The 19727-nt window shown below is 39.0% G+C and carries 18 protein-coding genes and 1 riboswitch; of the genes, 13 read left to right on the forward strand and 5 right to left on the reverse strand.

Annotation, left to right across the window (positions count from 1 at the left end):
• Window positions 1-132 precede the first annotated feature (132 nt).
• The 9 genes from alsS (at window position 133) to CEQ21_RS03660 (ending at window position 7987) form a co-directional block, all read left to right on the forward strand.
• Window positions 133-1845: an acetolactate synthase AlsS gene (gene alsS / locus CEQ21_RS03620; RefSeq protein WP_185763289.1), complete on the forward strand. Its 1713-nt coding sequence runs from the start codon at window positions 133-135 to the stop codon at window positions 1843-1845.
• A 49-nt stretch (window positions 1846-1894) separates the two neighbouring features.
• Entirely contained in the window at window positions 1895-2662 is a 768-nt protein-coding gene (gene budA / locus CEQ21_RS03625; protein ID WP_185764074.1) for an acetolactate decarboxylase, read from the forward strand.
• Between the two features lie 139 nt (window positions 2663-2801).
• Complete coding sequence (locus CEQ21_RS03630) at window positions 2802-3287, forward strand: hypothetical protein (protein ID WP_185763290.1); 486 nt, start codon at window positions 2802-2804, stop codon at window positions 3285-3287.
• 293 nt (window positions 3288-3580) lie between these two features.
• Window positions 3581-4480: an NAD(P)/FAD-dependent oxidoreductase gene (locus CEQ21_RS03635; RefSeq protein ID WP_185763291.1), complete on the forward strand. Its 900-nt coding sequence runs from the start codon at window positions 3581-3583 to the stop codon at window positions 4478-4480.
• Window positions 4481-4801: 321 nt separating this feature from the next.
• Window positions 4802-6238, forward strand: coding sequence for a glycoside hydrolase family 1 protein (locus tag CEQ21_RS03640; RefSeq protein WP_185763292.1), 1437 nt, complete (start codon window positions 4802-4804; stop codon window positions 6236-6238).
• A 116-nt stretch (window positions 6239-6354) separates the two neighbouring features.
• The gene (locus CEQ21_RS03645; RefSeq protein ID WP_185763293.1) at window positions 6355-6801 is read left to right on the forward strand and encodes a hypothetical protein; all 447 of its coding nucleotides are present in this window, start codon (window positions 6355-6357) and stop codon (window positions 6799-6801) included.
• Window positions 6802-6830: 29 nt separating this feature from the next.
• Window positions 6831-7271 carry a MarR family winged helix-turn-helix transcriptional regulator gene (locus CEQ21_RS03650; RefSeq protein WP_185763294.1) on the forward strand — a complete coding sequence of 147 codons (441 nt, stop codon included), beginning with the start codon at window positions 6831-6833 and terminating at the stop codon, window positions 7269-7271.
• A gap of 110 nt (window positions 7272-7381) precedes the next feature.
• Window positions 7382-7708, forward strand: a complete 327-nt coding sequence (locus CEQ21_RS03655; protein ID WP_185763295.1) for an antibiotic biosynthesis monooxygenase — start codon at window positions 7382-7384, stop codon at window positions 7706-7708.
• A gap of 21 nt (window positions 7709-7729) precedes the next feature.
• Window positions 7730-7987, forward strand: coding sequence for a DUF2798 domain-containing protein (locus CEQ21_RS03660; protein WP_185763296.1), 258 nt, complete (start codon window positions 7730-7732; stop codon window positions 7985-7987).
• A 47-nt stretch (window positions 7988-8034) separates the two neighbouring features.
• On the opposite strand, the gene CEQ21_RS03665 is transcribed toward CEQ21_RS03660, so the two are convergent.
• Window positions 8035-8850 carry a MurR/RpiR family transcriptional regulator gene (locus tag CEQ21_RS03665; RefSeq protein ID WP_185763297.1) on the reverse strand — a complete coding sequence of 272 codons (816 nt, stop codon included), beginning with the start codon at window positions 8848-8850 and terminating at the stop codon, window positions 8035-8037.
• A 163-nt stretch (window positions 8851-9013) separates the two neighbouring features.
• Between CEQ21_RS03665 and CEQ21_RS03670 the strand changes: the two genes are divergently transcribed.
• The 4 genes from CEQ21_RS03670 to CEQ21_RS03685 are packed head-to-tail and all read left to right on the forward strand — an operon-like array spanning window position 9014 to window position 13162.
• Entirely contained in the window at window positions 9014-9871 is an 858-nt protein-coding gene (locus CEQ21_RS03670) for a DUF8171 family membrane protein (RefSeq protein ID WP_185763298.1), read from the forward strand.
• Window positions 9868-11574, forward strand: coding sequence for an ABC transporter ATP-binding protein (locus CEQ21_RS03675; protein WP_185763299.1), 1707 nt, complete (start codon window positions 9868-9870; stop codon window positions 11572-11574). Before CEQ21_RS03670 ends, CEQ21_RS03675 begins: the two co-directional genes overlap by 4 nt.
• Window positions 11553-12371 carry an energy-coupling factor transporter transmembrane component T family protein gene (locus tag CEQ21_RS03680; RefSeq protein WP_185763300.1) on the forward strand — a complete coding sequence of 273 codons (819 nt, stop codon included), beginning with the start codon at window positions 11553-11555 and terminating at the stop codon, window positions 12369-12371. The genes CEQ21_RS03675 and CEQ21_RS03680 overlap by 22 nt, the downstream gene beginning before the upstream one ends.
• A 20-nt stretch (window positions 12372-12391) precedes the next feature.
• The gene (locus tag CEQ21_RS03685; protein ID WP_185763301.1) at window positions 12392-13162 is read left to right on the forward strand and encodes a PHP domain-containing protein; all 771 of its coding nucleotides are present in this window, start codon (window positions 12392-12394) and stop codon (window positions 13160-13162) included.
• Window positions 13163-13365: 203 nt separating this feature from the next.
• Here CEQ21_RS03685 and CEQ21_RS03690 read toward each other — a convergent pair whose 3' ends face one another.
• From CEQ21_RS03690 to uca, 4 genes are all read right to left on the reverse strand, one after another.
• On the reverse strand, window positions 13366-13680 hold the full coding sequence (locus tag CEQ21_RS03690) for a DMT family transporter (RefSeq protein WP_185763302.1): 315 nt from the start codon (window positions 13678-13680) through the stop codon (window positions 13366-13368).
• Between the two features lies 1 nt (window position 13681).
• The gene (locus tag CEQ21_RS03695; protein ID WP_185763303.1) at window positions 13682-14023 is read right to left on the reverse strand and encodes a DMT family transporter; all 342 of its coding nucleotides are present in this window, start codon (window positions 14021-14023) and stop codon (window positions 13682-13684) included.
• A gap of 68 nt (window positions 14024-14091) precedes the next feature.
• Window positions 14092-14191, reverse strand: a riboswitch (guanidine-I (ykkC/yxkD leader).
• 145 nt (window positions 14192-14336) lie between these two features.
• The gene (gene atzF, locus CEQ21_RS03700; RefSeq protein WP_185763304.1) at window positions 14337-16106 is read right to left on the reverse strand and encodes an allophanate hydrolase; all 1770 of its coding nucleotides are present in this window, start codon (window positions 16104-16106) and stop codon (window positions 14337-14339) included.
• Window positions 16069-19719 (reverse strand): urea carboxylase, encoded by a 3651-nt coding sequence (uca, locus tag CEQ21_RS03705; protein ID WP_185763305.1) that lies wholly within the window; start codon window positions 19717-19719, stop codon window positions 16069-16071. Before uca ends, atzF begins: the two co-directional genes overlap by 38 nt.
• Between the last annotated feature and the right edge of the window lie 8 nt (window positions 19720-19727).

Here is a 19727-nt window from a genome sequence, read left to right on the forward strand (position 1 = left end):
ACTGATTCATTCGTAATACATATCAATCCCACGTTTAATGGATATTGGAAAAAATATCATGTGAAATGTATAGTAAATCATATCATGAAATTCCAAATTTTATAAGGAATTCAATATAAGGAGTGTAGCTGAATGAATCTTCAGGACCAACCAAATATCACAAGACGAGGGGCAGAACTAATTGTTGACACACTGATTGCTCAAGGTGTCACACATGTTTTTGCAATACCAGGTGCAAAAATTGATGCTGTTTTTGATGTGCTGCAAGACAGAGGACCAGAGCTAATTCTGTGCAGACATGAACAAAATGCAGCATTTATGGCAGCAGCAGTTGGAAGACTGACAGGCAATCCTGGCGTATGCCTTGTAACCTCAGGACCTGGAGCTTCAAATCTTGCAACAGGCCTATTGACGGCTAATACAGAAGGCGATCCAGTTGTGGCAATTGCAGGCAATGTAATTCGCGCTGACAGATTAAAACGCACACATCAATCGCTGGATAATGCAGCATTATTTAAACCTGTAACAAAATACAGTGTGGAGGTACAGGATGTCAAGAATATCCCTGAAGCGTTAACAAATGCCTTTCGTACGGCGAAATCAGGCCAAGCAGGCGCAGCATTTATCAGCTTTCCACAAGATGTAGTTACAGAAGAAACATCTGTAATGCCATTAGCAGCGTTGCCTGCGCCAACACTTGGTGCTGCAGCAGAAAGCAGCATCCGCTCAGCCATTGCAAAAATTCACAACGCTAATCTTCCTATTGCCATAGTAGGAATGAAAGGAAGTAGGCCAAAAGCAGTAAAATCAATCCGGAAATTTCTCCATACATTAGGAATCCCCTTTGTAGAGACATATCAAGGAGCAGGCACTCTTTCAAGAGAGCTCGAAGCTCAATATTATGGACGTATCGGGCTTTTTGCCAACCAGCCAGGTGATCTTCTCATTGAACAGGCAGATCTCATTATTACTATCGGCTTTGATCCAATTGAATATGATCCAAAGTTTTGGAATGTAAATAATAATCCGAATATTATTCATGTTGATGAAATTCAAGCAGATGCTGACCATTATTATCAGCCCTGCCTTGAATTGATCGGTGATATTTCCTCGACAGTTGCCGAATTAGACTTTTTCTCTGTTCCGGCAAAAATAAGTGGCGAGAAAAATGAATTTCTTGCCAGACTTAGAAATCTTCATGAAGATATGGAAACACCAAAGTCAAATCAACAGCAAAGTCTGTCCCATCCATTACAAGTAATTAATGCGTTAAGAAGCCAAATTGCAGATGACGTTATTGTTACTTGCGATATTGGCTCACATGGGATATGGATGTCACGTCATTTTCGCTCTTATGAACCAAATACACTGATGATTTCAAATGGAATGCAAACACTCGGTGTCGCTCTTCCTTGGGCAATTGGTGCAGCTATATTGCATCCAGACAAAAAAATCGTTTCTGTATCAGGAGACGGGGGGTTCCTGTTCTCTGCTATGGAGCTTGAAACAGCCGTTAGGATGAAGGCTAACATCGTTCATTTAGTTTGGAATGACAGTAAATATGATATGGTATCCTTCCAACAGAAAATGAAATATAACCGTGATTCCTGTGTTGAATTCGGACCAATTGACATCGTAAAATATGCAGAAAGTTTTGGTGCAACAGGACTTAGGGTAAACTCACCACAAGAGCTGTCAACCGTTCTTGAGAAGGGCCTGCAGCAGGAAGGACCTGTCATTATTGACATCCCAATTGACTATAGAGAAAATATCGATTTGGCAAATCAAAAATGGCCGGATTATTTCAGTCAGCAAGCAGTTGAAAGAGAGCTTTGGCATTCGTAAAAGCATCCAAGCAACAAAATTTTTAAGATTGAGGTGATGATGCATGGAAATGGTTAAAACTTTACATGCTGACATAATAGAGAACAACGAAGATCAAAAGCAGGAGGTTTATCAGGTTTCTACCATGACGGCGCTTCTGGATGGTGTTTATGACGGAGACTTTTCCTTAGGTGAAATCCATGAGCATGGGGACTTTGGGATTGGTACCTTTAATAAACTTGATGGAGAATTAATCGGGTTTGACGGTGCGTTTTATCGACTCCGTTCAGATGGAACCGCAACACCAGTTAAGGAAAATGATAAATCACCATTTTGCTCGATCACTTTTTTTGAAACAGAAATAACACACCGCGTAAACCGCCAATTAACATTAGAAGAACTGGAACAGGAATTAGACAAACTTTTGCCTAGTAAAAATGTTTTTTATGCGATAAGAATAGATGGTGTCTTTAAAAAGGTGCAAACGAGAACGGTCGAGGTACAAGAAAAGCCATATGTGCCGATGATTGAAGCAGTAAAAACACAGCCGATTTTTGACTTTGAAAACATCGAGGGAACGATTGCCGGCTTCCGCACTCCACAATATGCCCATGGAATCGCTGTTGCTGGATATCATTTGCATTTTATTGATAAAAATAGAAGTACTGGCGGTCATGTTTTTGACTGTACAGTGGAGAATGCTACAATCCGTATTTCTAAAAAGCAGTACTTAAATTTAAGACTGCCTGAAACAGAAGAATTTTTCCAAGCTGATATAGATCGTGCTGATTTAGCCAACGATATAGCTGAGGCAGAAGGAAGCCCTGAAAATCGATAAAAAAATATATCAGCAAAAACTGTCTTCATAGTCGAAGTAATCGGCAATAGAAGGCAGTTTTTATTGTTAAAGAACTTTTTGTGAATGGATGTTTAGAGCAATGAAAATAATAACGAAAAAGCAATCTACATAAAGAGGGATGTTCATATATTGGCATGGTGTATTAGATAGACTAGATCTATTTGCGAAAGGCTCTTGGTTTATTTATTTAACAGGATCGATACTTGTTTTGCTTTCAATTATAGTAACTAAAAATATTTCACGTAAGGAATGGATCCTTTTATTTGGCATGGTTGGCTTTTGCGGCTGGGTGTCTAATATTATTATTTTCTTTCTGCTTGACGTTATGGACTCAGGCGATCCCACAATAGGAGGCATTTCAGACATTTTTATGTTCGTTATTGGACCTGGTGCTAATGCGATTTTATTCCTAAACTATTATAGTAAATCAAAGAAGTTTATTTGGATTATTATCTTTTCTGCCATTTCGCTCTTAATTGAATTTACTTTAGTGAAACTTGGATTTATAAAGCTAAAAGGCTGGAAAACATTCTATTCTATTCCTTTTTACATCATTCTCTTTCGTTTTGGATTACCTTGGATACTTAAGCTTATTAGAAAGTAATAACAACTATTGCTCTGTTACATGTGATGTCGCAGTTAGACTAGAATATAATATATAAATTATTTAATTCTAAGTTATATTCTAGTCAAAAAAGAAATACCTTGTTATATACCTAATTTTAGGTTAAAATCAATCGTAGACATCGAGGGTCTTTAATGTATTTTGCGTTCTGCCTATCATTTTTTCGTTAGGTTGACTAGCAACCAAGCCAGTTTTTCTTGGTTTATACTATTTTTTTAGTTTTATTATAGATATAAAGAGTCTTTAATAGATTTAATAGGAGAGGATATAATATGGTATTAGATTGTGTAATTATTGGCGGAGGACCGGCAGGACTTAATGCAGCACTTGTGCTTGGAAGAGCAAAAAAGAATATCATCCTTTTTGATGATAATAAACCAAGAAACGCTGTTACTCACGAATCTCACGGGTTTATTACGAGAGATAAAATCAAACCATCTGAATTTAAAAGCTATGCTTTAGAGGATTTAAAGGAGTATCCTAATATAATCATCAAAAATCAAAGAGTCTTTGATATAAAAACAGAAAATGATCGTTTTGTGATTTTAACGAAGGATGGCAATACTTTTGAGGCTAGAAAGATCATTCTCGCTACTGGACTTACAGATATTCTTCCTGCTATTAAAGGAATACATGAATTTTATGGTGCAAGCCTGTTTAGCTGTCCGTTTTGTGACGGATGGGAATTACAGGACCGCCCAATAGTCGTCATTTCTGAAAATGAGCGAGCCTTTCATATGATAAAAATGATCAGAAATTGGAGCAAGGATGTTGTTTTGTGTACAAATGGAAAGCAAGTATTGTCAAGTGAGCAAAAAGAGCTGTTTGCAGCTAAAGAAATAGAAGTGATTGAAGAAGAAATAGAAAATTTGCAGGGAGAGGGCGGCAAATTGCGGAAAATTATCCTAAAGAGCGGAAGAGAAGTGGCAAGAGAAGGCGGCTTTATCACAACAGGTTTGCAGCAGTCGTCGCCATTAGCACAACAATTAGGCTGCAGTTTGAACAGTATGGGAGGAATTGACACAGATAATTCCGGTCGAACGAATATTGCAGGAGTTTATGCATGTGGAGATAATGCCATCATTGCCCCTTCTCAATTAATTATTGCAGCAGCAGAAGGAAGTAAAGCTGCGATGGCAGTTGTTGGAGATTTAGTGAACGAGGATTTTTAATTTTGATAAATAACAAATATGCAAAGACCAAAATTTTGATGTTTTGGTCTTTTTAATATGGAAGGAAAGAGTAAAGCTCTTAAGTAGTGAACATACTATAAAGGTTTGTTTACTAGGTCAATAAACCTTTATATCCTTTTAAAATAACTTACAACCCAATAATTATCTTTACTTACACAAGGTTTTATAACTGTTTACCAGATTGCAAATTACAATACTAGTCTCATTCAGACCAGTTTTATTCCCAAGATAATAGTATCATTAGGTTAGATGATTTACACAATCTATTACTAGTTTCAGTTAATTAGGAGGAATTCACTCATGACAAAACTTACTTTTCCTGAAAATTTCTTATGGGGCGGAGCTACTGCTGCCAACCAATTAGAAGGTGGATATAATGAAGGTGGTAAAGGATTAAACCTTGCTGACGTATTACCAGGTGGCAAAATTCGTTTACAAGTTATTGCACAAACAGGTTTTGATTTCGAAATAGATAAATCTAAATACGTGTACCCGAACCATGATGGTATTGATTTTTATCACCGTTACAAGGAAGATATCGCACTATTCGCTGAAATGGGCTTTAAAGCATACCGCATGAGTATTGCGTGGTCTCGTATCTTCCCTAACGGTGATGAACTTGAGCCGAATGAAGAAGGACTTGCGTTCTATGATAAAGTCTTTGATGAACTTGCAAAATATGGAATTGAGCCAGTCGTGACAATTTCTCACTATGAAACACCACTTCACCTAATCAAAGAATACGGCGGCTGGAGAAGCCGTGAACTAGTTACATTCTTTGAGCGTTATGCAACAGTATTGTTCAAACGCTATAAAGATAAAGTGAAATATTGGTTAACATTCAACGAAATTAATGGTGCAACACATATGCCTATTTTAGGCCTAGGCTTCTCTCCTGAAAACCAAGAGACAAAACTGCAAGACAGCTTCCAAGGCTTGCATCACCAATTCGTTGCTAGCAGCTTAGCTGTTAAAGCAGGACATGAAATTATTCCTGATGCTCAAATCGGCTGTATGCTTATTTATGCACCAGTATATGCATTTGACAGCAATCCTGAAAATATCTTGCATGCACTTAAAGAAGAGCAAGTATTTAACTACTTGTGTGGAGATGTTCAAGTAAGAGGAGCATACCCTACTTTTGCTAAACGCTACTTTAAAGAAAACAATATTAACCTGAAAATCGAAGATGGCGACTTGGAATTGTTAAAGCAATATCCTGTTGATTTCATCAGCTTAAGCTACTATATGTCTCGTACAGAGAAAAAGGTAAAAACAGACGAAGAAAAAGCGCAAGGAAACCTTATCGGTGGCATTAAAAACCCATTCTTGAACGCAAGTGAGTGGGGCTGGGAAATTGACCCGACAGGACTTCGCATTTCCTTAAACAACCTGTATGATCGTTACCAAGTACCATTGTTCGTAGTAGAAAATGGTTTAGGTGCATACGATAAAGTAGAAGAAGATGGTTCTATCAATGACGACTACCGTATTGACTACCTGCGTGAGCATATTAAAGCAATGGGCGAATCAATCGAAGACGGTGTTGAATTAATGGGCTATACTTCATGGGGCTGCATTGACTTAGTTAGTGCATCATCAGGTGAAATGTCTAAGCGTTATGGCTATATCTATGTTGACAAGCATGATGATGGAAGCGGAACATTCGACCGCAGCAAGAAGAAATCCTTCTACTGGTACAAAGATGTTATCGCTACAAACGGAGCGAATCTATAAAACAACGGGCTGCTTTTTATAAAGCAGCCTTTTGCTATTTTAAAAGCAAATTATTACTCCCTTTTTGGTATATTTGGTATAGAGTTGTTATAAATACACTAATTTAAGGAGCTTTCATGACGAAAAAAATTGTTTTTCAATATGATTATAATAGTCAGAGTAAATGGGCAACAGGGTATTTAAAAATAGGTGATAACAAATTTGATTTTTTGTGTTCGTATTTGTTTTCCAATCCCTTAGAAGATATGCTTGTTTCGATATGTCAGCTGCTTCCAGGGGTAGTTCCGTTTCCAAGAACTCATGTAACTTTTACGTTATTGGAAGAGCCGGAAGAATATCAATGGGAATTGCAAAGGGTTGGCAAACATGAAGTTAATATAAAAATTTATCTTAAAGAAAATGCTGATGAAAAAGTAGTGTTGGTTTATGAGGAAATATGTGATATAAAAAAGTTAGTAGTAGCAATTGTTAAACATTTATACTTTAATAAAGAATTACTACTGCATCACAAAATTAACAGCCTTTATGAAGACTTACAACATGGCATTAAATATATGAAATAAAAGATTAAATGCTGGGGAGAATTGTAATTATGGAGTCAGAACAACGTTTTAAGAAATTAAAAGAGTTTCAAGAGTTATATGAAAGCATCTTTAGAAAAACAAAAGCCAAAAATGATTTTTTTCCAAAAACAGATTTTAACTTAAGTGACGGTCATATCCTGATATTGACGTATCTCTATAAAGTGAAAACTTGTACAGCATCTGAAATCACCAAGTATTTAGGAATTACTTCAGGTGGAGGTACAGTTCTAACAGATACATTATTGAAACATGAGTTAATTAATCGATATCGCTCAAGTGAAGACAGGAGAGTGGTCAAGTTGTCTTTAACAACAGAAGGGGAGAAAATTGTTAATCAAATTATTGAAAACAGAGCAGCAGTATTTGTTGAGCTTCTGCAGGACTTGGAAGAAACTGAAATTGATCAAATGCTGAATGTTTTTCACAAGTTAAATAAGAAACTGAAATAAATGAGAGAAGTTCTCATTGACTAATAATAAAAATCTATGATAACCTTACTAATACCTAATATCTTAGTTAGTAAGATATTTATTTAATAATATAGCTGGAGGTACGTTAAATGTTTGTTAATCAAGCGAGCTTTGAAGGGGATAAAGCGAATGAACAAAAAATTATCGCAAAGATGAAAAAGACATTCGCAGAATTACAAGATGTCTCCGGTTTGCTTAGTTCGGTATGCTGGAAAAAAGAAAAAAATGACGTTGTAGAATATTCAATTGTAACAAAGTGGACGACCAAACAAGATTTTATTGCATGGTTGTCAAGAGAAGAACATGTAAATGAGCATAAAGAAATGAACAAACAAAAGAAGCAAGGAATTAGTGAAAAACCAAGTATGAAAAAGACCATTACTCAATATGAAGAAGTTGAGGTCGTAAACTTATAAAAGTATTGTTAAGGGGTAGTTATGAAGATTCACATTAAATATAAACAGCTTGTTTTTGCATTTTTTATGTCGTTAAGTATGAGTGTATTTATTTCATTTATACTTGTATCGATTAATTTTGGCTATAACAGTCATTTTCTTCCGCAATGGTTAAAAACATGGAGCCAAGCATTTATTTGTGCATTTTTTGGAGCTTATTTTTTTCCGAAATTTATTCATAAAATTATGGTAAAAATCCGCTTTGTGGAAAAGGAAATGAAGGATTCAGAGATTGGCTGAATTACTAGTAAGAAAACAACACCCTGTTTAATAAGGGTGTTGTTTTCTTAGCGAGGAAGAAATTCTTTAAAGCTTTTTCGGAGCTTATCAAGCTGTTCCATATTTTCTAAGGAAGGAATTGCCTTTCCAACTTCCACAATAAGATTTTCAATAAGAAAAAGAGGGGCAATCATCGAATGAAATTCATTTTTTTCGCCTCTGTCAGCATACAGAAAGATATCAAACTTAACAGGAGTTTCAAGTCCTGGTTGATCACTTATTACAATAATTTTTCCGTCTTTTTGGATAGCATGCAGTAAAAGTACCTCAGCTTCTTTCAGCAGTCTTCCAAAGCTAAATAACATAACAGCGCAATCTGCATTTATGTGTAAAAGCTCCTCTAATATTTCACTTCCAAGCCATCTTATAATCCTTACATCAATACCATATCGCCGCAACCTATAGCTTAAAAGCTCACCAAGTCCAAGTGATGGACCTGGTGCATAAATATATAACTTATTTGATGTGCATATAGCGGAAACGGCTTGTTCAAATGCATCCCTTTGGAATAAGTTCAATGTGGCCTGCAGGTGGTGAATACTCCTGTTTAAATGATGACTTTGCAAGCTCGAATACTCCAAATCTGTCATTGTATTCAAAAGCTTCTTTGCCGGTGTTATCTCGCGTTTTTCCTTTAAGTATTGCTTAAAGTCTTTCAAATTATGAAAGCCGACTGCCTTCCAAAACCGTGAAACAGACGCAATACTGACGCCTGTTGCCGCTGCAATGTCCTTTTCCGTAGAAATAAGTACCTCACCCTCATTATGTACAATCCAGTTACCTATGCGCCATTGACTAGAAGACAATTCATTTAAATTAAACACCGGTTTTCTCCCTTTTTCTATTATCGTAGCATTTCTTGCAAAAAAAATATCAAAATGAAAGAAAATGATAAAAAGTTTACAGTTTTCTTACATTCGCAATATTAGCTATTTATATTTGTTTTTTACAATGTAATAGAAATGAACGAAGGAGGGAACCAAATCTATGAAACAAAGTTACACGCTAACCCAGTCACAGAAAATGATGGTCTTTATTTTATCGATGTCTCTTTACGGCTTGTCTAACATGATTACTGAACTTGTACCTTCTATTTATCTTGGTCCAGTTGAATTCTCCATTGAGTATTTTGCATTCATCCCGCTAACACTATGTATTTTGTTTCACCCACTTTATGCTGGAATTGGAGCTGCATTAGGCGAAATAATTTTTGGGGAAATTATGCTTGGTCAATTCGGAGGCTTTGGTGAGCTTGAGAAATTTATTTCCTTTTCCCTTGCGATGTACATTGCTGGCAGTATGGTTAAAAATCCAAGGAACAAGCGTCAAGTTGGGATTGCCGCAATTACTGGTGTTATTATTCATCAACTGATAAGTATGATGGTTGATATAGGGAAAGTTTGGGTTGGTGTTGATGACTTTGAAGCACTTCCTGGGCTTGCCGAAAGTGTCGTTGTAGTTGAAGGGTTCTCCTTTTTGAATGATGTGCTTTTTTCCGGTATCTTATTTGCACTCTTGCCAACACTTTATCTTGTACCAAGACTTTACGGGAAAATAGAACCGTTGTTGGGAATGAAGCCGCGCACTCCTGATAACGCCTATACTATTCTCGGGATACTACATCCAAGGTTTTTGATTCCAGTTATTTTATTGGCGGTAGCTGCATTCGGGTTTGAATATTTATCAGAAACAGAATGGAATATCTTCGAATGGGAAGCAACATTTTCAAATATTTCCGAATCAACGTTAACCTTAATTTCGTTAGGTATTGCAGCGGTTGTTTCTGCTGTTATTGTATATGTGCTTCTTAAACGGTCTAAAAAGGAAAGGAAAAAAGCAGCATGAACCCAATAATAGACATTCAGAATGTAAGTTTTACTTATCCTAATGAGGAAGAAGCAATCTTAAAGAATGTCAGTATTACTGTTGATAAGGGAGAATTCTTAGCTATTATTGGCGGAAATGGGAGCGGTAAGTCAACGCTTTGCAAGCTCTTGAATGGCTTAATTCCTCATTATTATACAGGTGATTTTGAAGGAGAAGCTTGCATTAATGGACTTAATGTAACATCAAATACAGTAGCAGAGCTTTCCGAGCATGTTGGCTATGTTTATCAAGATTTTGAGAATCAGATTGTTCAAGCAAGAGTAATCGAAGATGCCGCATTTGCTCCACTTCACTTTGGCTACGCTGATTATATGGAAAGAGCACGAGAAGCACTTAAAATTGTCGGACTAGAGGATTATGAAAATGAATTTGTGTGGCAGCTAAGCGGCGGACAGAAGCACTTGCTTGCATTGGCAGGGTGTTTGGCGTTAAGCCCAGAAATTATTGTGCTTGATGAACCGATAGCACAACTCGACCCTTACCATGCAAAATCTATGTATGATGTATTAAGAAAACTCCATCATCAATACGAGAAGACAATCATTGTGATTGAGCATCACACAGAATTTATTGCCGAATATTGCTCGACTGTTTTGTTAGTCGAAAAAGGACAGGTCGTGTGGAAGAGACCCGTTCGGGAGGCTTTAACGGCAATTGAGGATTTAACTGCCCGAAATATATATCCGCCGCAAGTAACACAGGCTGCATATGGGTTAAACGTGGGTAGTGGAGCGATTCCAATTACATTGCAGGAAGCTGAGCGCAGTTTTGCACATTTCGTAAAGAAGGTTATTCATGCAGCTGATACCCCGTCCATGAAATCCAGCGAAGCAATAGCCGAATTTAAGGACGTCAGTTTTTCGTATCAAACTGTTGAACGATCGTATAAGCAAATATTAGAGGATATAAACATTACTTTTTATAAAGGAGAAAAAGTGGCGCTTGTTGGCAATAATGGTGCTGGGAAATCGACGTTGCTCCGTTTGCTGACAGGGTTTCGGAAGCCGAATGCTGGAACTGTTTCTATTAAGGGGAAGGCAACAGCAAAACAGTCACCAGAAAAACTGGCAGATATTATTACATACATCTACCAAAATCCAGAGCAGATGTTCATTGAGGATTCTGTGCGCAAGGATGTAGAGTTTTTCTTGAAGGCTCGTAAACAAAAAGGATACGAAGACATAGTTGATCATATTCTTGAGCTTTTCCATCTTACTGAGCTTCAGCATAAAGACAGCAGGCTAATGAGTGGTGGCCAGCAGCGGAGAGCATCACTTGCCATTGGGGCTGCTATGAATCCAGCGGTTATTCTCCTTGATGAACCAACTGCCAATTTGGATATTGCTACTCGTAAGCACCTCACTCAGTTCATTGATAAGCTGGCAGTTAGAACAGAGTTAGTGCTGATTGCCACACATGATATGCAGCTTGTCAGTGAATGGGCTACACGTGTTGTCGTTATGAACAATGGCCAAATTATTTATGATGGTGGCAAGGAAGGATTATTTTCTAATCCCATACTGATGAGAAGGGCGGGGATTATTCCTCCGCAAATTGTAGAGTTATCACATAAGCTCAACATAACACCTGCTAAGTATACGATTGCTTCATTTATAGATTTTTTTCAGGAGGAATCTGCATGGACTATTCAAAAAACATGATTGACAAGCTGAATGTGGAGCAAATGAAAATTGAGTTAATGAATACGGCATATGCCAATGACCAAACATTCATTGCGAAATTAGACCCGCGTGTTTTGTTTATCTGGTATGGTTTTTTTGGAGTTGCGCCATGGTTTATAGATGAACAAGTTGTATTATTTGGAATGCTCCTTGCGACAATTATCACAACCGTAATAACGAAAGTAAGCAGGCTGATTCTGTTTATTCTTATACTTGGCATACTTGGTCAAGGTGGTTATATGTTTATTGCTACCTTATTTTTCGGGGGGAATATCGCTGTATTATTGCCATTAATTATGCTAACAGTGAAGCTTGCGGTCATCTCGTTAGCAAGTATTACGGTCTTTTGCTCCATGAGTCCTGAAAAGCTCAGTGTTGGGTTATTGAGTATTGGAGTACCAGGACAAGTTTCGTTTTCGATTTCATACGGTTATAGAATGCTGCCACTGTTGCTTGAGGAGTATAATCATGTATTTATGTCCTATCGCTTAAGAGGAAGAGCTCCCGATAAGAAGGGGTTTCTTTATTGGAGGATTACCTATTACTTCGTTAGGCTCGCAGTATTGTCCTTTTATCCGCTCCTTTTAAGTGTAGCAAAACGGGCACGAACAACGGTTGAGGCACTTGAAACAAAGGGAAGCAAAAATGCATTCAAAAATCCAGTTGTTAAAAAGCTCAAGCTCCAAACACTTAAAATCGGCAGAAGTGATTATGGATTTCTAACAATCAGCATAGTTTATATTGTTACTTTGTATATGGTGGCTTTCCAATTATAAAATGAAAAGGAGCTTTTAACATGAAAATTGATTTACACACACATGTGAAAATATCGAAAAAATCGGACTTTATGCCTGATTATTTTCAAACAATGGTGAAAGAAGCACGCGCAGCGGGCCTTGATGCAATTGCCTTAACAGAGCATTTCAACACACTAAGATTTCTGGATGTTTATGATTATTTAGACCAGAATTATTCATATAACGATGATTATTATGAGGTAGAAGGACTGAAGATATTTCCAGGCATGGAGGTAGATGTGGAGGGCGTTGGTCACATTCTGCTGATTAGCAATCGTGATGCAATATTACATATGTTTAAAAGTATACAGCCTCAATTAGAGGAAGATAATTTTATAGTTCTTGCTGCACTACTCGACATTGCTGATTCATATGAAACCATAAAAATTGGGGGACATCCGTTTCGTCCGAGTACACCACTTACCCAGCATGAACCAAGTGTATTAAGAAGGTTAGATGCCCTTGATTTAAATGGAAAAGATCTTTATTCCATTGGGGTCGAAGAAAACCAAGAAAATGTGTATTGGCTAGCAGAAAAATTAGGACTTCCAGTCACAGCAGGAAGCGATACACATCAATTTCTTCAATATGGAGCGGTTTTTAATGTGCTAGAACATGAATGCTCTACTATAGCTGAATTAAAAGCAGCAATCAAAAGCAGACAATACGCAGTTGAAATTTCTGCAGATTTACATTTGCGCGTGCGCTCTGCAACGCTAGCAAAAAAACTGATGAAGCAGCTGCTTGCTAAAAAGGAAGTTATCAGTTAAAAAGGACAAAAAGAAATAACTAATACTTCATTAAGAAAGATATTAAATGATATCCACCTTAATTACATTCATGTTTGAGATAAGCTAGAATTCCCGAGGAGATGGACGTATATATAAGCTGTAATATTAAAACAGAATAAAACCGAACAAACTAGACTTGTTCGGTTTTATGAGTTGATATTACTAGTATTTATTATACTTCTCTACGAAACTAGCTTTAACCCAACTGCTGCACCTAAAACCATCGCGATAAATATAAGTCTTCGCCAGTCTTTGGACTCCCCGTAAAGAATCATACCAAGTATTGCTCCACCTGAAGCACCAATTCCTGTCCAAATGGCGTAGGCAGTACCCATAGGAAGAGTTTCCATTGCGTATGCAAGGAAAACAAAGCTTAAGCCAAATCCAACAATCAGTAATAGGAGAGACTGCCAGTTTCGTTCTTTATGCAATTTATTTATCATTGTTACACCGAACATTTCACAAAGTCCTGCTGCAATTAAAGCGATCCAAGCCATGTTATGATACATCTCCTTTTTGAGTTTTATCCTTTGTTACTAATTTCAACCCGATAACACCTGCTAACAGCAGCAAAATTAACAGTGCTTTCTCCAGTTTAAATGGAACACCAAAGAATAGAATTTCAGTGAATATTGTTCCTGCAGTTCCCAGACCAACAAAAACAGCATAAACTGTTCCGACGGGCAGTTTTTTTCCTGCCATAATCATGACGTAAAAACTAATAACGATACATATAGCTGTTCCTGTCCATGTTAGAAAGCTATCAGAATGCTTTAAACCAATAACCCAAAATACTTCAAAAAATGCTGCAATAAAAACTTGAATCCAAGTGGAATTCATGTCATGCACCTCCAAATTTATTTTTGCCCGAAAAAAAAACAAAAGCCTGGGAGTAAACTGTAAACAGTTTCTCCCAGGCTTTTGTCCTTCCGTGACACAGCAATTGCTGTGAGTTTTCTCTCGGACCAGACCAGCAAAAATTGCTGCGGAACCCTAGAAAACATTTTCGAGCTATATAATTAATTTTTATTATACTGCTATCTTTTTAATATTCAAGGAAGATTTAGTGGTGGAAAAGGGAGTTTTTTTCAAAAAAGAAGAGAAAAAGAGAGATAATGAGAAGAGAAGGGTTATTTTAACCCTTCTCGATTATTTATAAAACGGAATGCGCAGACGGCTTGCTTGCTGAATATTGATGCCAGCCACCGAAGCGAGTAATGTCCTTTCCTTCATCTACAGCCCATTGTTCACACAAAAATCCTTTAACAAATGTACCGTCTTTAAGTTCAATCGTACCAATGCTAAGTGGTGATGGGATGAGTGATACGAAAGCACCAAGTTGTTGCACAGGCATTTCCCATAATTCGAGATCAATTTCAGCTCCATTATGTGGTTCACGAATGAGGCCTGGCTTTGCTGGAGCAGTATTTAATGCGATCAGCTGATAGTTTGCAGAAGTTTTAGTCTTTGTTTTAAATTTGGCATCATGCTCCTTCATTTGCACTTCAAGGGGGTACCCTTGCATGTGCAGGCCACAAACTGCAATCGTGACCGTATTTGTTTGCGTCGGCACAGGAGACTCATTTAAAAATTTTGCTGCAAGCCCTGTAATAAGATGTTCATCATTAGCACCTGAAAATAAAGTAATTCCAAATGGCAATGTATCTTCTATAGGTTCAGAAGGAATGTTAATGGCAGATAAATCTAGTAAATTACAATGATTTGTGTAAAGCCCCATTTGACTGTTTGTTTGAATCGGCTCGTGCCGTACTTCAGCTCGTGTCCATGTCCCTCCAGCAGTTGGCATGATCAAAACTGCATCTTCGAGCTGTAGATGTGCTTTACGTTTTGATGCTTGCAGCTTATGCATTGCTTGAAACAGAGAGGAGGCAGTATATGCTGATTTGGCACCGGTGCGTAACACGGTTTCTGTTACAGTCAGGCTTGAGTTTGGATGCTCCTCAATAAAAGCTCCTAAATCGGACCATCTTTCAGCAACCCATGGTCCATCATATAAAACAGAAGCTGCTTCTAACAAGTAGCTGACATCTATCTTTTCAATAAGGATTCCGAGGCTGTTTAGTGTTGTTAAAGCCGTTTGCCAGGCTTGTTCATATTCCTCTGCAAAAGGTCCGTAAAATACAGGCGAGTCCTTAGGAACTAATAGACGCTTAGGCAGGGATGAAGACTTTCTCTTTAGATCCTTTGACCAAGGATCTTCTTTATCAAAGCCTCGAACAATTTCATCCACAAAAACAGTGTCTTGAAGATTAGTAGAAAAAACAGTGACACAATCTATGCTTGCACATGCAGGAACAACCCCTTTAACGGGCCATGCACCAAGACTTGGCTTGAACCCAATAAGTCCGTTTAAGGCTGCCGGGATTCGGCCAGAGCCGGCAGTATCTGTGCCAAGGGAAAAGGCTGCTTGACCACGCGCCACAGACACTGCAGAACCAGAGCTTGAACCACCGCTGATAAGTTCAGGTCTTAATGCGTTTTTTGTTTCGCCGAAAGGGCTTCTCGTACCGACAAGTCCAGTGGCGAACTGGTCTAAATTTGTTTTTCCGACAGGAATGGCACCTGCGTTAATTAAGCGTTGAACAATAGTGGCACTTTGTTCTGGTGTATAAGCAAAATCAGGGCAACCAGCAGTTGTTGGAATGCCTGCAAGATCAATATTATCCTTGATGGCAAAAGGAATTCCCCATAAAGGTGATGTAGCTCTGTCTATTAAATCAAGATTATCCAGATAAGAACGAATAAAGCTCCAGGAAGGGGGTGTAATCCAAATATTCATATCCTTATCAGCTTCTGCCCGTTCGATAATCAGCTCTATAAGTGCTTCAGGCGTTAACGTGCCATTTTCATATCCTGCCTGGATTTCACGAATGGATAATGTCTTTAGGGAATTTGTCTGCACTTAAATCACCGCTTTCTGCTTTTTTAATAGAAACAATTAACTGGCCTGCATACACCTCATCGCCAGGGGCAACATGAATAGATTCAATTGTTCCGTCAAAGGGAGCTGCTTGTGGAAATTCCATTTTCATGCTTTCTTCAATTATTAATGTATCGCCTTTTTGTACATAGTCTCCAGATGAAACTAGCACCTTCCAAACACTGCCTGGCATGGAGCTGCGCACAGCTTCTGCACCATCTGGAAGTACTTCCTCTGTATGCTCCGGTGTTTCTTGCTCTGACACATACTCTGCCAAACCAAGCTCCTGCCATCTTTCACGCTCTTCATGGAAGGCGGCTTGCTGTGTACTGCGGAATGTGTTTGTACTTTCCTCAATAGAGGCTAGAAAAGCTAAATAATCACCAAGCTTAAAGGTTGTTTCGGTAATATCAATTTCAAATCTTCCACGCAGGAAATCCTCACGCATAACGAGTAATTCATCTGCACTGACTGGATAAAACGAGATTTGGTCAAAGAAGCGAAGCAGCCAAGGCTTTCCAGACTGAAAGCTTTCTGTTTCCCGTAATCTGTTCCATACCTGAACAGTTCGGCCGACAAATTGATAGCCGCCTGGTCCTTCCATACCATAAACACACATATAAGCACCGCCGATACCAACAGCATTTTCAGGTGTCCAAGTTCGGGCAGGGTTATATTTTGTTGTAACAAGACGGTGACGCGGGTCAACTGGTGTTGCGACAGGTGCACCAAGATACACATCGCCAAGACCAAGAACAAGATAATTGGCATCAAAGACAATCCGCTTCACGTCTTCAATCTGATCTAATCCGTTAACACGTCGTATGAATTCTAAATTACTCGGACACCAAGGAGCGTCAGGTCTAACATTCTTCTGGTATCTGTCAATAGCCAGCTGTGTTGATGGATCATCCCAGGAAAGGGGAAGACGGACAATACGTGATGGTACTTCAATTTCCTCTAATGGTGGCAGTGAACTATTGATTGAAGCGATAATATTGCTTAGTTCTTTCACTGTCATTTTGGGTGCATCAATATGAATTTGCAGTGAACGTATGCCTGGTGTCATTTCAATAATAGGCAAATCAGTTTCTTTATGAATGGCTTCCATTAAAGCATGAACTTGAAAACGCAGCAGTAAGTCAAGCTCCATCTCACCATATTCGACTAACACATGCTTATCGCCAGCAGCTCTGATTTTCATCGGAAATCTACCTGTTGAAGATTCAAGTAATACAGGATAGTCGCAAGTAAGCTTGGCGTTATCCTTGGTCAGTGCTGGCAGGTCTTCTAATTCCGTTTCGCCGATGCTTTGGAGATAGTGCTCTTGCGCGTCGCGAAGCGCTTCTGCTTCTTCCAGTGTAATTAGCTTAAAGCGAATCTTGTCACCAGCATGAAGCTGGCCAATTTTCCAAAATTCTGCTGATGCTGTTGTAACAGGGCAAACAAATCCGCCCAGACTTGGTCCGTCAGGACCGAGTAATATCGGCATGTCACCAGTTAAATCAAGTGTACCGACTGCATAAGCATTATCATGGATATTTGATGGATGCAGTCCAGCTTCACCACCGTCACTGCGTGACCACAAGGGAGCAGGACCAACTAAGCGAACTCCTGTACGTGAACTGTTAAAGTGAACCTCCCAGCTTGTATCTGTAAGCTGCTGCAAATATTCAGGCAACAAAAACTCTGTTGTGCAATGCGGACCAGGGATGACACCAATTGTCCATTCTTTAGTAATCACTGGTTTACGGTCATTTATGACTGCAGTATAAGCAGGCAGGGAAGCATCGTTAACAGACAATACGTCACCAGTTCGTAATGCTCTGCCGCCATGTCCACCAAAGCCACCAAGAGTAAAGGTTGCGGCACTGCCTAAATAAAGGGGCATATCCAAGCCGCCAGCAATAAGGAAATACGTCCGCATTCCTGTATCAGCTTCACCAAATGTTAACGTTTGACCTCTCTTTGCATGGATGACTGTGTACATCGGCACTTCCACATCCCCAAGAGTTGCATGCATTTCAGCACCAGTTAAACAGAAGGCAGTGTCAAAGCGGAAGCGGTATGTGCCGCCGCGTAAAGTTAATTCTAAACCAGATGCATTTTCGGCATTGCCTAATAGTTTGTTTCCAATTCGGAAGGACAGTGGGTCCATTGGTCCGCATGGAGGAACACCAACGTCCCAATGGCCAATTCTTCCTGGCCAATCCTGCACAGTTGTTTGAATACCACCATCAAGCACCTCTATTGCCTGTTCAGCAGGAGAGAAGTTTTCAAGCATACGAGTATAAACAAGCCCGTTTCGGCAATTGTCCTCCGATAAAAGTGCTCGAATATAGGATAGATTTGTTGTGATGCCATAAAATCTTGCCTCTGAAAGGGCGGTTTCCAGCTGATGAAGCGCATCCTCCCGAGTGTCTCCATGCACAATGATTTTTGCAAGCATCGGGTCGTAAAACGATGTTACAGTAAGTCCGTCACGCACCCACGATTCTACCCGGGCATTTTCTGGAAAAATAACTTGATCTATTTGACCGCCGCTTGGACGGAAGTCATTTAAGCAATCTTCAGCATAAATTCTTGCTTGGATACTATGACCAGCTGGTTTTGTATATAATTGCTCGAGTTCGCGTAACTCGCCGGCTGATTCTCTGACCATCCATTCCACTAAATCAATACGGAGAACTTCCTCTGTCACTCCATGCTCGACTTGCAGTCTTGTGTTTACTTCAAGGAAGTAAAATTGCTCTGTGTCTGGATCATACAAAAATTCCACTGTTCCGGCACTGCGATAACCAACCTCTGCAGCAAGGCGTTTTGATGCCAGCAGCATTTGTTCACGCACTGCAGAAGACAGGCAGGGAGCAGGGCTTTCCTCGACGACTTTTTGATTGCGGCGTTGAATCGAGCAATCTCGTTCACCAAGTGCTGCTACCTCGCCAAATTCATTTCCAAATATTTGGACTTCAATATGACGAGCCTTTTGAATATATTTTTCTAAAAAGACACCACCATTGTTAAAGTTCGTTTGAGCCAGCCTGCTAACAGACTCGAAAACAGTTCTTAATACAGTTTCATCCTCACAGACTCGCATGCCGATTCCACCGCCGCCAGCTGTGCTTTTCAGCATGACTGGATAGCCGATTTTTGCTGCTTCTGACAGAGCTGTTGAAAGCTCCGTTATAAGCTTTGTACCAGAAAGCATCGGAACATTTGCTCTTTCGGCAATTTCCCGGGCCGAATGCTTTAAACCAAATAGCTCAATTTGTTCTGGTGTTGGCCCGATAAAGGCAATGTTATTCTTAAAGCAGGCCCGTGCAAAATCGGCATTTTCACTTAAAAAACCATAGCCAGGATGGATTGCTTGAGCACCTGTTTCGTGCGCTATTTTAAGAAGAAGCTCTCCATTTAAATAAGAGTCCTTTGCCGCACCTTCACCAATTAGAATAGCTTCATCTGCCAAATCAACATGCAGGCTGTCTTGGTCTGCTTTCGTATAAACAGCCACAGACTGAATTCCCATTTTTCGAAGAGTACGCTCAATGCGAACAGCAATCGCACCGCGGTTGGCAATTAATACTTTTGTATACATAGTTGTCA

This window comes from Niallia circulans (assembly GCF_007273535.1).
GTDB lineage: Bacteria > Bacillota > Bacilli > Bacillales > Cytobacillaceae > Niallia > Niallia circulans_B.

Coding starts and splice junctions, on each gene's coding strand:
- CEQ21_RS03690 (WP_185763302.1), bottom strand. CDS start 13,680: ATGGCTTGGATCGCTTTAATTGCAGCAGGACTTTGTGAAATGTTCGGT.
- CEQ21_RS03680 (WP_185763300.1), top strand. CDS start 11,553: ATGGACTATTCAAAAAACATGATTGACAAGCTGAATGTGGAGCAAATG.
- CEQ21_RS03630 (WP_185763290.1), top strand. CDS start 2,802: ATGTTCATATATTGGCATGGTGTATTAGATAGACTAGATCTATTTGCG.
- CEQ21_RS03645 (WP_185763293.1), top strand. CDS start 6,355: ATGACGAAAAAAATTGTTTTTCAATATGATTATAATAGTCAGAGTAAA.
- CEQ21_RS03640 (WP_185763292.1), top strand. CDS start 4,802: ATGACAAAACTTACTTTTCCTGAAAATTTCTTATGGGGCGGAGCTACT.
- CEQ21_RS03635 (WP_185763291.1), top strand. CDS start 3,581: ATGGTATTAGATTGTGTAATTATTGGCGGAGGACCGGCAGGACTTAAT.
- CEQ21_RS03695 (WP_185763303.1), bottom strand. CDS start 14,023: ATGAATTCCACTTGGATTCAAGTTTTTATTGCAGCATTTTTTGAAGTA.
- alsS (WP_185763289.1), top strand. CDS start 133: ATGAATCTTCAGGACCAACCAAATATCACAAGACGAGGGGCAGAACTA.
- CEQ21_RS03655 (WP_185763295.1), top strand. CDS start 7,382: ATGTTTGTTAATCAAGCGAGCTTTGAAGGGGATAAAGCGAATGAACAA.
- CEQ21_RS03675 (WP_185763299.1), top strand. CDS start 9,868: ATGAACCCAATAATAGACATTCAGAATGTAAGTTTTACTTATCCTAAT.
- CEQ21_RS03685 (WP_185763301.1), top strand. CDS start 12,392: ATGAAAATTGATTTACACACACATGTGAAAATATCGAAAAAATCGGAC.
- budA (WP_185764074.1), top strand. CDS start 1,895: ATGGTTAAAACTTTACATGCTGACATAATAGAGAACAACGAAGATCAA.
- CEQ21_RS03660 (WP_185763296.1), top strand. CDS start 7,730: ATGAAGATTCACATTAAATATAAACAGCTTGTTTTTGCATTTTTTATG.
- CEQ21_RS03650 (WP_185763294.1), top strand. CDS start 6,831: ATGGAGTCAGAACAACGTTTTAAGAAATTAAAAGAGTTTCAAGAGTTA.
- CEQ21_RS03670 (WP_185763298.1), top strand. CDS start 9,014: ATGAAACAAAGTTACACGCTAACCCAGTCACAGAAAATGATGGTCTTT.
- uca (WP_185763305.1), bottom strand. CDS start 19,719: ATGTATACAAAAGTATTAATTGCCAACCGCGGTGCGATTGCTGTTCGC.